Source organism: Parolsenella sp. LCP21S3_E11 (assembly GCF_052118165.1).
Taxonomy (GTDB): Bacteria; Actinomycetota; Coriobacteriia; order Coriobacteriales; family Atopobiaceae; genus Parolsenella.
On sequence record NZ_JBQKHS010000003.1, the window covers coordinates 127,598 to 141,882 of the forward strand.

Sequence of the window (14,285 nt, forward strand, 5' to 3'; positions counted from 1 at the left end):
AATAGGCCCACCTCGTATTGGCATCTATTCGCCTTCGCGGCGTCTGAATGTGCGCTTTGCACATCCAGCCATCACCCCGCAAGGCAGAACAGCGCGCTTTCACCACAAAGCACAGTTCTTCATATGGCAAAGACATGAGTCGATCTTAAGGAGGCCCCATGAGCAAGGGAACACATAAAGCAACGGATGCGCGCCTGGGCGCCCTACTCGACGAGGCGTCACGCCGGGGTTCGTGCTTTGGCCCTCGCAATCGAAATGACCGAGCGGCCCTCTCTAGAAGAGTCGAAAAAGGCCTGGCCGTCTCCCCTTATCCGGGAGTCTACGCATCCCCATCTTTCTGGAATTCCCTTAGCCACAAACCAGAGCAGCAGGAGCGTGCCATCTTACTCGGCATCGCGATGCTTCATCCGAGCTGGGTGTTCTGCCACGTTTCCGCAGCTATCATCCACGGGCTCAACGTTCCCTACCGCATGCACGGCGCGATACATGTTGCAAATCTCAATGGATCATCCAGCAGGCAGTCGAAGCAGGTCGTTCGCCATCGAATCCGACGCAGTCAAATCGAATGGCTTGGCGGAATAGCGCTAACGTCCCCTCTTGAGACAACCCTCGAGTGCCTTTGCGACTCCGGATTTCGCGAAGGCCTCTCAATCGCCGATTCAGCCGCCAGACTCCTCGGTCTATCGGGAAGCGAACTGCGCGGCAAGCTGTCCAATCTCGGTAAAGGCACACCCGGGATCCAACGGGCGCTCAGCATCGCGCAATTCGCCGACCCTCTGAGCGAAAGCGGCGGCGAGTCAATCGCTCGCGCAGCAATCATCCGATACGGCTATGTTCTTCCTAGGCTTCAGGTTTGGATACCTAATCCGCTTGACCAGAAACACCCTTTTCGCGCTGACGCAATCTGGATTCTCCTCGATGGGATCATCATCATTTGCGAGGTTGACGGCATCGAAAAGCGCATAAATCCCGAGATGACGGGAGGTCTTGACCTCGCACGAGTTTTTGCAAAAGAGCGCCAGCGAGAAGCGTTGCTCACGGCCGTCGGCGCAAAAGTCATGCGCGTTTCATTCGATGACGCATGGGACGGGCAAAAGCTATGTCATCTGCTCGATGCCTACGGCGTGCCGAAAGCAAATAGCCCCGAAGGGCTCGCAATGAGGCGTGAGGGTTCGGCAATGATGGGTGGGGTTCCAGCGCCGAACGGCGCAGTCATCAGGAATGGGCGACTGAAGTTCGAGCGCTAGCCGAATTAGGGCAGTCCATACGGGTGCTTGAGCGCTGGCCGTATTTAGGCAGTCCATGGATTGAGGCGGCACGATTCCGCTCGCTTGGTATCTCTAAGCATGCGTATTATTGGTCGCTACGGCCCACCTCCGCCCGGCCGCGAATAGCCAACTACGACTCTGCACGCTTAAGGCCTCTAAGCGTGCAGAGTCGGCTTGCATGGTGCCACGGCCAGTGTTCACGAGTGGTCGGACTCGCAATCTTGCACGCTTGGGAGCTTTATGCATGTAGGATTGGCCCCCGCTGCCTCCCCACCAGCTTTTACTAACGGTCGGACGCGCAGTCCTGCTCGCTTAAGGCCTCTAAACGCGAGTTTCGTTCAGGATGGCACCACAGCCAGCCTTCACGAAAGATTGGTCGCGCAATTCTGCGCACTTAAAACTGACTTGCATGCCAAAACGATGCAACGATCCCACACTGATTAATCCGTGACGACTTTTCGACATAAATTAAGAAGGTTTGCTTTTTTAACTGCGCAAAAAGTCGTCACGGTTTCTGCTCACAGGTTAGGGAAGCGCATTTCGTCACACATGAGCGGCCAATATACGCCTGTTTATTGTCACGGATTCAGTAGTAACCCGTGGGAGCACGCTTCCTCATACATAGATGCCCGATATGTGTATATTTGTCTCTACAATTTGAGGGCATCACCGGAAAGCAACAGACGACATGCTTAGCCGGCCCATATACGTCGAAACTTCGCCGATGTCTCAAGTCGCGCGACAACACGACTCCTCCGCAAACTGAATGGCCGCCGGCGCGGACAGCGCGGCAACGCCACGGACGGCACGGCCGCCGGCAAGGGCAGCGCGGGTTCAGCACATAAAAAGGCGGGTCCTCCGTGGTTGGAAGACCCGCCCGCACGCCAAACTAAGTTATCCGGCGTTTAGCCATTCGATATGTTCGCGGCGCTTAATCCTCGTCGGCCTCAGGCTCGGCGGGCTTCTTGGTCGCAGCAAGGATGAAGGCGCTGCCCACGGCGGCGCTCGCGATAGAACACGCGAGAATGGCGCACTTGGCCGCAAGCACCTCGGTCTCGCTCACGAACGCAAGGCCCGCGATAAGGATGGACATCGTAAAGCCAAGGCCACCCATGAGACCCACGCCGATGATCTGCTTCCAGTCGACGCCCTTCGGCAGCTTGGCGAAACCAATCTTCACGAGCAGGAAGGTCACGCCGATGATGCCAATCGGCTTACCCAGGAACGCGCCCAGGAAGACACCGCGAGTCACAGGGTCGGCGAGGATGGCCGCCGGGTCGGCGCCCACGAGGCAGACCTGCGCGTTCACGAAGGCGAACAGCGGGAGAATGCCAAAGTTGACGAACGTCGAGATGGCGCTCTCGACGCGGACTAACGGCGGCGCAACGCGATGCATCACGTGCGCGACGCTGCGAGCCTTCTCCGTGAAATCGTGCTGGCCAAGGACGTGGGACTCCTCGTCATAGGCGTCTTCAAGGAGGTCTGCTTTGTCGCCAAGCCAGTCACGCAGCGCGTCAAGGCGGATGTCAGACTTGGCGGGAAGGAACAGGGCCAGGACGACACCGGCGAGCGTCGCGTGGATGCCGGAGTTGAACATGCATACCCACAGGACGAGACCCACAACGATGTACCAGCGGGCGGCGAAGGCACGCATGCGGTGCAGCGCCGCGAGCACGACGATGCAGCCAAGCGACGCGGCGAGCCACGGGATGCTCGGGGTCTGCCCGTAGAAGACGGCGATCACGATGATGGCGAGGATGTCGTCCGCGATCGCGAGGGTCGAGAAGAAGACCTTGGTCGCCGGCTTCACGCGGTCGCCCAGCAGCGACATGATGCCGAGAGCGAAGGCGATGTCAGTCGCCATCGGAACGGCCCAGCCATGGGGCGCGCCACCCTTTCCGAGGTTCAGGGCGAGGTAGATAAGGGAGGGCACGGCCACGCCGCCAACAGCGGCGAGCATGGGAAGCGCCGCCTGTCGCGGCCGGCGCAGCTGGCCCACGGTCATCTCATATTTGAGTTCGATGCCCACGAGAAGGAAGAAGATTGCCATCAGGAAGTCGTTCACGAACTCCTCAAGCGTGAGACTCGCGCTCACGCCGCCGATGGACACGCCGATCGACGTCTCGAAGAAGTGGTGGACCGCCTCGTAGGCGGGCGTGTTCGCGACGATGACGGCGAGGATGGCAGCGAGGACCATCACGGCGGCGGCGATGGTGCCGTTAGACGTGAACTCCTGACGCGCATCCCTACGCTTGAAGCGGCGAACCTGTACCTCCTCGACAATGATCTCCTCGTTGATAATGGGCTCCGGGCTCTGGGTCATATCTTCTACTCCGCAGCGGCGAGAATCGGGGCAGCAACCTGCTTCTTACGGGAGAGCACGCCGGGCATCCAGACGCCGTCGTGCTCGTCGGCGATACCGAGGCCCTTCTGGGCAACGGCGGTCTCGCCCTCGAAGAGGACCTGGGAGCCCTCCTCCATGATGTCGGTCAGGCAGAGGACGATGCCCTCGGCACCCTTGTCGGCCTGGTAGGCGCGCATGGCCTCGCGGATCTCGTCGATCATGCCGAGAGCGCGGCTCTTGTCGACCGTCTCGTACTGGCCGATGAGCAGCTTCTGACCAGCGACCTCGAACATCTTGATGTCGTTGCCAACCATCTCGGCCGCGGTGAAGGAGCCGGACGGACGGGAGAGGAAGACCTCCATGCCGAACTTGACCGGATCAACGCCAAGCTGCTCGCCGAGCTTGGCGGCGATGGCACGGTCGACATCGGTGGTGGTGGGGCTCTTGAGCATGAGGGTATCGGTCATCATGGCAGAGAGCAGGAGCTTCGCCTGGACGTCCGTGAGCTCCTGGCCGAGGACCTCGAACAGCTTGGCGACGATGGTGCAGCTGGAGCCCCAGGGAAGCGCGATGTAGTGGAGCGGAGTGGCAGTCTCGAAGTCACCGATGCGGTGGTGGTCAACGACGCCCAGGACGGTGGCGTCCTTCAGGCCCTCGACGGACTGGCTGGACTCGTTGTGGTCGGTCAGGACGACAAGCTGGCCAGCCTCGACGCCCTTGATCCGCTCGGGCTCGGCGATACCGGCCTCGGCGAGGAGCTTGGCAGACTCGGCCGGAAGTGCACCGAGGGCGCAGGCCTTGTACTCGTTGCCCTCGTAGCCAACCTGGTTAAGAAGCTGGGCGAGAACGACGGCGGACATGATGGCGTCGTTGTCAGGGTTCTGGTGACCAAAGACGTAGACCGTGCTCATTGCGCGTACCTCCAAATCTAAGCGGGCGCCACGGCGGCACCCGGCAAGGCAGGCGCCCCTGCGCCCACCGCTTTTGCAACTTTTTGATTGTACCCACCGACTTGTCCGCCCCGTCTGAGCGGGGCGCTGTTCCACAAAGACGCTGAAATGTTGCCCTCACCTGGGGGACAGCCAGCGCCTCGGCGGTGCGTCCGCACGGAGGCGCAGCCTGGCGCGCGCAAGCCGTCGCATCTACTGTGTCGCCGCGCGTCCGCACGGAGGCGCAGCCGGACCGCGCTCATGTCACGGCATGACCGGGAAAGCCACGCCCAGCGCCTCGACAGAGCCTACCTCACCTGGGAAAGAGTCTGCTCCACGTAGACCTTATCCGCCACAGCCTCGACGGCGGCTCTCATGAGGCGCGACAGGTCAGGGGCGACCTCGACACCGTTAACGTCCGTCAGCGGCACGTGCGGGGTTGCGGGAATAGCGTGCTCGACCTCGTCAACGGCAAAGCGGCGGGCGAGGGTCTCCTCGAGCGTGGCGACGAGCACATCATACGTACTGGCTACGTTCACGCCACGATCGACGCAGGCGTTATACAGGGTCTTGACCTCGCCTATGGAAAGCACGCGCTTCAGCGTGCATACGAAGATGAGCGAAGCGACATGGCGACGAGTGTAGCGACGGCGCTGCGGGGCTGGAATCACGCGCTGCTTCACGTAATTGTTAACCATAGAGCTCGTGATGAGCTCCTCGCCCGGAAGGGCCATGAACGAGAGGTTCTCGGACACGAAGGAGAGCACCTGGTCGAGATAGAGCTCTATGTGCGGCATCTCCTCGATTCGCGCGATGTGGACGCGCGTCATGCGCTCGCGCAGATCGCGAACGTCGTCCTCGTGCAAAGTCATCGCCAGCCCCCTTTGCCTGAATAGCCAATTCCCCAGGGTTCAGTGGGTAAATGTACGCCAGGTTCAATTTGTGACGCAAGTTTACACATTATCAAAATGACGTTTCCTAGTATCCATAACTAGATACACTAATCTCGAAGATTCGACCGAGAGACTTTGCATCGAACGCGCAACAGTCACACCGCACCTAACAGGGAGCCCCGCATGAACGAGCAGCGCATTGCCATCATCACGGATTCGGGCACTGACATCCCGGCGGACTTCGCCGCGGCTCATGACGTGCGCATTGTGTCGCTCGCAGTCAACTACTCCAACGGCGACAGCTTTCGCTCCGGCTCGGAGATTACCGCCGACGAGGTGATTGACCGCTTCGCCGAGGAGATTCCCACGACGAGCCTCCCTTCCCCCAAGGACATCCGGGAGGCTCTCGAGACCGCCCGCGCCGATGGCTACGAGGCGGCCGTCTTCGTGACGATCAGCTCTGGCCTCTCCGCCACCAACCACACCGTCCATCTCGTCGCCGGCCAAATGCCAGACTTCCCGGTGGCGGTCGTTGACACCAAGAACATAGGCATCATAGCGGGACTCACCGTCATGGCCGCCGTTCGCATGGTCGAGGCGGGCATCCCCTTCGATGAGCTCCAGGGCAGGCTCGAGGCCCTCGCGGCGGAGACCCACGGCTACTTCACCGTGCGCGAGCTCTCCTACCTGCGCCACGGCGGCCGCATCAACGAGGCCACCTACCGCCTCGGCAGTGTCCTCAACCTCAAGCCCGTCTTCACCTGTGACGAAGAGGGCAAGTACATCACCGTCAAGAAGTGCCGCGGCTGGGAGAAGGCCCTCGCTAGCGAGCTTGCCATCGTTGCCGAGAAGGCGAAGGGATACGCGCAGGTCATCTGTGCCGTGTGTTGCACCAAGGCGGAGCCTCGCACGGAGGAGCTCTCCGAGAAGATTCGCGAGATGATTCCCAATTGCCGTGAGATCGTCAAGGCCAGCCTCTCGCCGGACCTGGTCGTGCACACAGGCCCCAGCCTCATTGGCATGGCCGCCCAGCCCGTCCTGACGCTCTAGCGTCCGTCCTCGCCCCGGGCAAAAGCCAAACCACCCAGAACCCATGCGGAGGCCGCCTCGAGAGGCCTCCTCCATATGCAGGGATTGCGAGGACACTGGCCACAAAGCGCCTCGACGCCGCAAAACGCTCCGCTGCCTGTAACAATCCAACGAACAGCGGCACCGTTCGGCACCGTCTCCCCTAGCACTCGTGCATAATGTGTAAATCGCACATTTGCGCGCATAAGCCCCGCAAACACTGGGCCAACGCGTCCGCAAGCGCATGCCGCACGTCCATGCCAAACGAAGGGGACATCGTGTCTATTACTGCAGAAGAGGTCGCCGAGACACTCAACATGGTGACCGAGCAGCACCTCGACATCCGCACTATCACCATGGGCATCTCGCTCATGAGCTGCGCGGACGAGAACCTCGATCGCATGTGCACCAAGGTGTATGACCGCATCACCACCAAGGCCGAGCACCTCGTGGAGACCGCAGAGAACCTCGAGCGCGAGTATGGCATCCCCATCGTCAACAAGCGCGTCTCTGTAACGCCCATCGCCCAGATTGCCGCCGCCTGCCCGGACGTCAACCTCGTGCCGCTCGCGCACGCGCTCGACCGCGCAGCGGAGACCCTCGGTATCGATTACCTCGGCGGTTATTCCGCCCTCGTGCACAAGGGCATCGGCGACGCAGACCGTCGTCTCATCAACTGCATCCCCGAGGCGCTTGCCTCCACGAGCCGCGTGTGCTCGAGCGTGAACGTCGCGAGCCTGCGCGCCGGCATCAACATGGACGCCGTCCTCATGGCGGCCCAGACCATCATCGACGCCGCTAAGCTCACCGCAGACCACGATTCCGTGGGCGCCTCCAAGTTCGTCTGCTTCGCCAACATGGTCGAGGACTCGCCGTTCATGGCGGGCGCTGTCCATGGCTCGGGCGAGGCTGACGCCGTCATCAACGTTGGCGTCTCCGGCCCCGGCGTCATGGCCGCAGCCCTCGCCGAGCTCCCCGAGACTGCCGACATGATGGAGGTCGCGGAGCGCATCAAGCAGACCGCCTTCAAGATCACCCGCGCCGGCGAGCTCATGAGCCGCCAGGCTGCGAGCCGCCTCGGTGTCGAGAAGGGCATCGTCGACCTCTCGCTCGCCCCTACCCCCGCCATCGGCGACTCCGTGGCGCGCATCCTCGAGATCATCGGCGTTGGCCAGTGCGGTGGCCCGGGCACCACATGCGCCCTCGCCATGCTCAACGATGCCGTCAAGAAGGGCGGCGTCATGGCGAGCTCCAGCGTCGGCGGCCTGTCCGGCGCCTTCATCCCGGTCTCCGAGGACGCCGGTATGATCGACGCCGCCGAGGCAGGCGCGCTCTCCCTCGAAAAGCTCGAGGCCATGACCTGCGTCTGCTCCGTCGGCCTCGACATGATCGCCGTCCCGGGCGACACGCCGGTCGAGGCGATCGCCGGCATCATTGCCGACGAGATGGCCATCGGCGTCATCAACAACAAGACCACCGCCGTTCGCCTCATCCCCGCCATCGGCAAGGCCGAGGGCGACTGCGTCGAGTTCGGCGGCCTCTTTGGCCGCGCCCCGGTCATGCATGTGAACCCCAACGCGGGTCACGTCCTGGCACACCGTGGTGGCCGCTTCCCGGCCCCGCTCAACTCCCTCAAGAACTAGGCGGCAGCGAGGCAAGGCAAGATGTCAGACGAGCAGCGCGAGAGCGACCTGGACGAATCGTTCGAGTCGACCGATGCGCCCGAGTTGAACAACGTCGCCGAGACGAACGAGGAGCTCGCCGAGGCCCATATTGGCACCGAGACGGAAGCGCAGGCGGAGACGCCCGCGCTTCCGCGCGTGCTTAGGTGGCTCCTCCTCGTGGACGCCCGCGCCTCCGTCATAGCCAGCGCGGTCGCCGTCGTCGCCGTCATCGCCCTCGTCTTTGGTATCGCACACACGAAGAACGATTCTGTGGCAGCTCGCCAGGGAGAACCCGTCGGTGTCCTCAGCGCTCGAGTGTCTGCGCCGCCCTCAAGCGGAGCCTCCTTCGCGGATAGCCTAATCTCGACAGGGTTTTCCGCCCCCGAGGACCCAGCGGGCATCATCGTCTCAGATGCCAGCGTCACCAACGACACAATCGCTCCCCTTCGTCACGCGACCGATGCCATCGAAAACGCAGGCTACAAGGTTGGCTATGTCCTGCTAGACGTCAACACCGGTGCGACCATCAGCTACAACGCAGACACTGCCTTCTACTCCGCAAGCTCGCTCAAGGGGCCTTATGTCGCCGCGCTCGCACACTATGGCCTGGGCGACGGCATCGAATCCCTCTCAGGTCTCGTCTCCGCGACGATCGAGCAATCTGACAACGTCGCCTACGCCATCTTGCGCGGGAGCAACGGCGACGACGTCATGCGACAGCTCATTGACGAGGCAGGCGCGGAAAACCTGCCGGTAACGGCGGCGACCAGCGACATCGACTCTGCCATGCAGACGCTGAGCGTCGCGAGCATCGCGGACAATAACTACGAGTTTGTGACGCCCAACCAGATGCTTTCGATGTGGGCGCTCTGCAGGCAGTACCTTGCCAGCAACGAGCCGGGTGCTGCCTATCTCGCAAGCGAGTTCGCCATACCGGAGACCTCTGCGATCAGGTATGTGGGCAGAGCCTTTGGCGGCACCTGGTCAAAGGCTGGCTGGTACCCTGGCGAAGGTGGCTCCCTCTCGACCACGGTCGACGCCGGTGTGGTACGCGAGGAGACCGGCGATGTGGTTCTCGTCGTAATGACCAACAAGGGCTCGGACTTCTCCGTTATCGACAGCATCGCGCTCGAGCTTCTTGAGCTCCACGAGCATATGGTGGGTTAACGAACCTAGAAGTCGCCCACGAACCTGACCTCGGGCTCGAGCTCGACGTCGAACTGACGCTTGACCTCGTCCTGGACATGGGAGATAACGGCACGCACGTCGGCCGCCGTGGCACCGCCAAGGTTCACGACGAAGCCTGCATGCTTGGTCGAGACCGCGGCTCCCCCCACCTGGTAGCCCTTGAGGCCGGCATCGCTGATGAGCTTGCCGGCAAAGTGGCCCTCGGGGCGCTTGAAGGTCGAGCCCGCACTGCCATACTCAAGCGGCTGCTTGGACTGACGCGCCTCCGTAAGCTCAGCCACGCGATCCGCAATCTGGGAGCGATCACCCGCCTCGAGCTTGAACGTGGCGGAGAGCACCACAAGACCCTCAGTGCGCACGCGGCTCGTGCGATAGCCCATCTCGAGCTGATCGACCGGAATCTCCTCGACATAGCCACTCGGCATGAGGCAACGGACGCTCTCGAGGACATCGGCGCAGCAGCCGTCATAGGCACCGGCGTTCATAAAGACGGCACCGCCCACGCTGCCCGGGATGCCGCAGGCAAACTCAAAGCCCGTAAGGCCGAGGGAAGCCGCGAGCTCGGATACATCCGCAATGGCCGCGCCGGCCTCACAGAGAATCTCGCAGGTCTCGCGTGGATCACCCAGCAACAGGATGTCATCGAGGGCGCCGGCACAGTCAATCATGACACCGCGATAGCCCTTGTCGCCAACGAGCAGGTCAGAGCCCAGGCCAAGCAGAAAGTGCGGCACACCCGTATCGACGCAGGCACGCGTGACGCGGATAAGCTCGTCCTCCGTCGCGGGCGTGACGAACAGGTCCGCCGGGCCGCCGACACCAAACGTGGTATGGGCGCTCATCAGCTCGTCGCGGCGGATGGCATCCGCGCCCACCACGCTCTCGAGGGCGTGGGCAAGGGCGTCGAACTTCTCGGAATCCTGGGACATGGGTCCTCCTCGGGCTACGCGCGCGGCCGCGCGGCGATGATTGTGAGCTGCGGTGACCGGCCAGGCAGCCCAAGGCTGCCGCGCGACGAACGTCTGATTCTCTCCGCTGAAGTTTACCCGCCCTTTCGCGCGTCAATGCAAACTCCGCATTCGAGGCCGTCAGGCCGGGGCGTCTCCGCCTCGCAGGGCATACTCCGTCGTACCCCGGCCCCGGCGCCACGGACCTGCTTCCCCGCTCGCCCCGCAGCGTCTCGAGCCCTCGCGCATATATCCCCTTGCGCGCCATGGGCAATGTGCTAGCCTATCGGTGTTAGTTTCAGGGCGGGGCGAAATTCCCCACTGGCGGTAACTGGTGGCAAAGAGCCAACCAGGAGCCCGCGACCCGCGGATACGCGGTCGATCCGGTGAGAATCCGGGGCCAACGGTCACAGTCCGGATGGAAGAAACGGAGGCCACTTATGGCTACTTCCACGCACGCAAGCTCCCACGCAACCACCGGCACCACGTCGGGCGGCTGGTCGACCCAGCGCATCGCCATCTGCGCGCTGTTCGTCGCCGTCTCGATGATCGTCAGCTACATGGAGATCCCGGTTCCGCCGGTCGCCTGGCTGAAGTACGATCCGTCCGGTGCCGTCTGCCTCATCGCGGGCCTTGCCTTCGGCACGGGCACGGGTGCCATCGTGAGCGTCCTGTCCTGGCTCCCCCACCTCTTCATGAATCCGTGGGGAGGCCTCATGGGCATCCTCTGCACGCTCGCGCTCGTCGTCCCTGCCTCGCTCGTGTACGAGCGCAAGCAGACCGTTGCCGGCGCTGCCGCCGGCATGGCGATCGGCGCCGTCGCCACCCTCATCGTCGCCTGCGGAGCCAACATCGTCATCACCCCGATCTACACCCCCACGATGACCTCGGCCGACGTCATGGCCATGATCGTGCCGGTTCTCCTGCCGTTCAACGTCATCAAGGTCGCGCTCAACTGCGCCGTGACCGCCGTAGTGTTCAAGCCCGTCTCCAAGCTCGTGAGCAGGTAATTGACCGCCTCGCCTAACAGCACGCCCATGTCGAGGGCCCAGCTCGAGGACGTCCGTCTCTCCTATGACGGCGGCCTCACCTGGGCCCTCGATGGCGTTTCGCTACGCATTGAACCCGGCGAGCGCATTTGCGTGCTCGGCCCCAACGGCTCCGGCAAGTCGTCACTCGCTCAGGTGCTCGCAGGCCTGGTTGCGCCCGACGAGGGAACCGTCGAGCTCGCAGGCCGTACCTGCTTCGACGGTTCGCCTGACCCGAACGCTTACCGTCACGCGCGCCGAGTCACGGGCCTCGTCTTCCAGAACCCCGAGGACCAGATCGTCACGAGCGTCGTCGCCGATGACGTGGCCTTTGGCCCAGAGAACCTCGGCATCGAGCGCACCGACATCGCCCGCCGCGTCGACGAGGAGCTGGGGCGCGTGGCGATGTCCGCATACGCGCAGGCAGATCCGGCGCGCCTCTCCGGCGGCCAGCAGCAGCGTGTCGCCATCGCGAGTGCCCTCACCATGCACCCAGACATGCTCGTGCTTGATGAGCCCGGCGCCATGCTCGACGTCCGCGGACGTCGTGGTGTCATGTACGTGCTCGACCTGCTTCAGGAGGCCAGCACCACCCTCGTCCACGTCACGCACTTCATGGACGAGGCACTCGCCGCAGACCGCGTCATCGTAATGCGCGGCGGCCGCGTCGTTCTCGAGGGAACCCCCGCAGAGGTCTTCGCGCACGCCCGCGAGCTGCGTGAATGCGGCCTTGACCTTCCTCTCGCAACGCGCGTGTCACTCGAGCTTGGCCTGGAGCCCTGCGCAAGCGCAAGCGAGCTCGCGCATACCCTTGCCGAGAAGGGCGCGAGCCAGGGAGCCGTCACGCCCACACGAGGCGGTTGTCGCATCCCCAATTCGCTTACCTTTGACGCACCGGAGGTGGCCGCGGCCTCCCCCAGCGAAAACACGCCGGCAGCCCTTCGTTTCTCAAACGTCAGCTTCTCGTACGGCGCCGCCCCCACCCTTGACGGCCTCTCCTTCGAGCTTGCGCGCGGTGAGCTCGTCGCCCTCATCGGCCAGACGGGTTCCGGCAAGTCCACGATCGCCCGTCTCGCATGCGCGCTCGCCAATCCACAATCCGGCGAAGTCAGCGTATGTGGCATCCCTGCCGCTGACCGCAAGCGCCGCCGCGAGCTTCGCGGCAAGATCGGCTTCGTGATGCAGCGCCCCGAGCGCCAACTCTTCGCCGAGACCGTGGCCGAGGACATCGCCTACGGTCCTCGCAACCTCGGTCTTTCCGAGGAAGAAGTCGCTCGCCGCGTGAACGAGCAGCTCGAATTCCTCGGCATCGTCGATAAGGCCAGTGCCTCCCCCTTCGACCTCTCGGGCGGACAGCAGCGACTCGTTGCCCTGGGCGGCGTCCTCGCCATGGAGCCCGAGGTCCTCGTCCTCGACGAACCCATCGCCGGACTCGACCCGCGCGGGGCGGCCCACCTGCGCGAGTACGTTCGCGCACTCCATGCCCGCGGCGTTGCCGTCCTCATGATCTCCCACTCGATGGAAGACGTCGCCGAGCTCGCGGATCGCGTCATCGTGCTTGACCACGGGCGCATCGCCCTCGCCGGCACGTCCGCGGAGGTCTTCTCCCATGGGGAAGCCCTTCACAAGCTTGGCCTCGGCACGCCCGCTCCTCTCGAGCTTGCCCATGGCCTCGAGGGCGCCGGCGTTTTCGCGCCGGGCGAGCTTGGCCAGCCGCTCACAGCCAGCGCGCTCGTCACCAACATCACCCGGCTCAGGGGAGGGGATCGACCTTGCTAGCCTCCCCGATCGGACGCTATCAGCCTGGCGCCTCGCTCGTGCACCGCCTCGACGCACGCGTGAAGGTGATCTGCCTCATGGCCCTCGTCATTCTCATGGTTACGGTGACCACCCCGGCAGGGCTCGCCCTCGCGGCGACCGGCATCCTCGCGCTCATCGCTGCAAGCCACGTTGCGCCCAAGATCATCTGGACAAGCGTTCGTCCCATCGTGCCCTTCGTGGCCTTCGTCGCCGTCTTTAACCTCTTCATGGCACGCGGCGGAACAACGCTTGCGCAACTGGGGCCCCTCACACTCACCACTGAGGGCATCTGGATAGCCTCGCTCTACGCAGTCCGCCTGCTCATGGCCGTGGCACTGGGCGCCCTGCTGCTGCTCACCACCACACCCACCGCCCTCACGGACGCATTCGAGTCCCTGCTCTCGCCTCTCGGCCGTTTGGGCCTTCCCGCCCATGAGATCTCGATGGTGCTCTCACTCGCCCTTCGCTTTGTGCCGGTACTTGCGGACGAGGCCCAATCGATCATGGATGCCCAGGCAGCACGTGGCGCGTCCTTCGAGGAGGGTGGCCTCGCCAACCGCGTCCGTGCCATTGGCGCCATCCTCGTGCCGATGTTCGCCGGAGCGATTCGCCACGCTGAAAACCTCTCCCGAGCACTCGACGCCCGTTGCTATGAAGGCGGCACGGGTCGCACACACTACCACGAGCAGCGCATCCGTCCGCGCGATATCGCGTTCGTGGCCGCCTGCGTCCTCTGGAGCGTCTGCCTCATCGCGCTTTCGGCTCTTGGAATCTAGTCCCTAAATAGTAATTTCGCGAGGGGTGGCCAAAAACTATCGCGAGGCGGACAGCCATCCCGCCGTAGACTTGCAGTTGTTTGATTCTAGTCAAGCAACTGCTTTGTTTTTGGCAAGGCAGGACACCCAGAGGCTCCCCGATTGGAATTAAGCGCGTTGCTGAAACAACTATTCATGTTCCAACACCAGATAATCTGCCTCGAATTGTCCGCCGCGCAGGTGTTTTTGGCCACCTCATCAAGAATTTGTTCCATCGGCATCCCACGCTCCCCTCTCATGTCCATATACTGCCAACAGGACGTTGTTCGCACGATATAACTCACCTGCGTCAGAGACTCGAACCTTCCATGACTCAGCCGTTCATCCGTCAAAGCCATGTA

The 14,285-nt window shown here is 63.1% G+C and carries 11 protein-coding genes and 1 riboswitch; of the genes, 7 read left to right on the top strand and 4 right to left on the bottom strand.

Annotation, left to right across the window (positions count from 1 at the left end; translation table 11 throughout):
* The first annotated feature begins 158 nt into the window (after positions 1-158).
* Positions 159-1,247 carry a hypothetical protein gene (locus tag ACTQ1Z_RS04835; protein ID WP_320679743.1) on the top strand — a complete coding sequence of 363 codons (1,089 nt, stop codon included), beginning with the start codon at positions 159-161 and terminating at the stop codon, positions 1,245-1,247.
* Positions 1,248-2,199: 952 nt separating this feature from the next.
* Here ACTQ1Z_RS04835 and nhaA read toward each other — a convergent pair.
* From nhaA to ACTQ1Z_RS04850, 3 genes are all read right to left on the bottom strand, one after another.
* On the bottom strand, positions 2,200-3,591 hold the full coding sequence (nhaA, locus tag ACTQ1Z_RS04840; protein WP_441859166.1) for a Na+/H+ antiporter NhaA: 1,392 nt from the start codon (positions 3,589-3,591) through the stop codon (positions 2,200-2,202).
* 5 nt (positions 3,592-3,596) lie between these two features.
* Positions 3,597-4,523 carry a manganese-dependent inorganic pyrophosphatase gene (locus tag ACTQ1Z_RS04845; protein ID WP_320679681.1) on the bottom strand — a complete coding sequence of 309 codons (927 nt, stop codon included), beginning with the start codon at positions 4,521-4,523 and terminating at the stop codon, positions 3,597-3,599.
* Positions 4,524-4,849: 326 nt separating this feature from the next.
* Entirely contained in the window at positions 4,850-5,413 is a 564-nt protein-coding gene (locus ACTQ1Z_RS04850) for a DUF1836 domain-containing protein (protein ID WP_320679680.1), read from the bottom strand.
* Between the two features lie 204 nt (positions 5,414-5,617).
* Here ACTQ1Z_RS04850 and ACTQ1Z_RS04855 point away from each other — a divergent pair, with 204 nt between their 5' ends.
* The 3 genes from ACTQ1Z_RS04855 (at position 5,618) to ACTQ1Z_RS04865 (ending at position 9,333) form a co-directional block, all read left to right on the top strand.
* Entirely contained in the window at positions 5,618-6,484 is an 867-nt protein-coding gene (locus tag ACTQ1Z_RS04855) for a DegV family protein (RefSeq protein WP_320679678.1), read from the top strand.
* Between the two features lie 296 nt (positions 6,485-6,780).
* Positions 6,781-8,145, top strand: a complete 1,365-nt coding sequence (locus ACTQ1Z_RS04860; RefSeq protein WP_441859169.1) for a PFL family protein — start codon at positions 6,781-6,783, stop codon at positions 8,143-8,145.
* 21 nt (positions 8,146-8,166) lie between these two features.
* On the top strand, positions 8,167-9,333 hold the full coding sequence (locus ACTQ1Z_RS04865) for a serine hydrolase (RefSeq protein ID WP_320679676.1): 1,167 nt from the start codon (positions 8,167-8,169) through the stop codon (positions 9,331-9,333).
* A 5-nt stretch (positions 9,334-9,338) separates the two neighbouring features.
* On the opposite strand, the gene murB is transcribed toward ACTQ1Z_RS04865, so the two are convergent.
* A complete protein-coding gene (gene murB / locus ACTQ1Z_RS04870; RefSeq protein ID WP_441859171.1) occupies positions 9,339-10,283 on the bottom strand; it encodes a UDP-N-acetylmuramate dehydrogenase in 945 nt (314 codons plus the stop codon).
* Positions 10,284-10,591: 308 nt separating this feature from the next.
* Positions 10,592-10,735, top strand: a riboswitch (FMN riboswitch).
* Between the two features lie 6 nt (positions 10,736-10,741).
* On the opposite strand from murB, the gene ACTQ1Z_RS04875 reads away from it, so the two are divergent.
* Genes ACTQ1Z_RS04875 through ACTQ1Z_RS04885 form a run of 3 tightly spaced genes read left to right on the top strand, consistent with a single transcriptional unit; the run spans position 10,742 to position 13,905 of the window.
* Positions 10,742-11,311: an ECF transporter S component gene (locus tag ACTQ1Z_RS04875; protein WP_320679674.1), complete on the top strand. Its 570-nt coding sequence runs from the start codon at positions 10,742-10,744 to the stop codon at positions 11,309-11,311.
* 27 nt (positions 11,312-11,338) lie between these two features.
* Entirely contained in the window at positions 11,339-13,108 is a 1,770-nt protein-coding gene (locus tag ACTQ1Z_RS04880; RefSeq protein WP_441859174.1) for an ABC transporter ATP-binding protein, read from the top strand.
* Positions 13,102-13,905 (top strand): energy-coupling factor transporter transmembrane component T family protein, encoded by an 804-nt coding sequence (locus ACTQ1Z_RS04885; RefSeq protein ID WP_441859177.1) that lies wholly within the window; start codon positions 13,102-13,104, stop codon positions 13,903-13,905. The genes ACTQ1Z_RS04880 and ACTQ1Z_RS04885 overlap by 7 nt, the downstream gene beginning before the upstream one ends.
* Positions 13,906-14,285 lie beyond the last annotated feature (380 nt).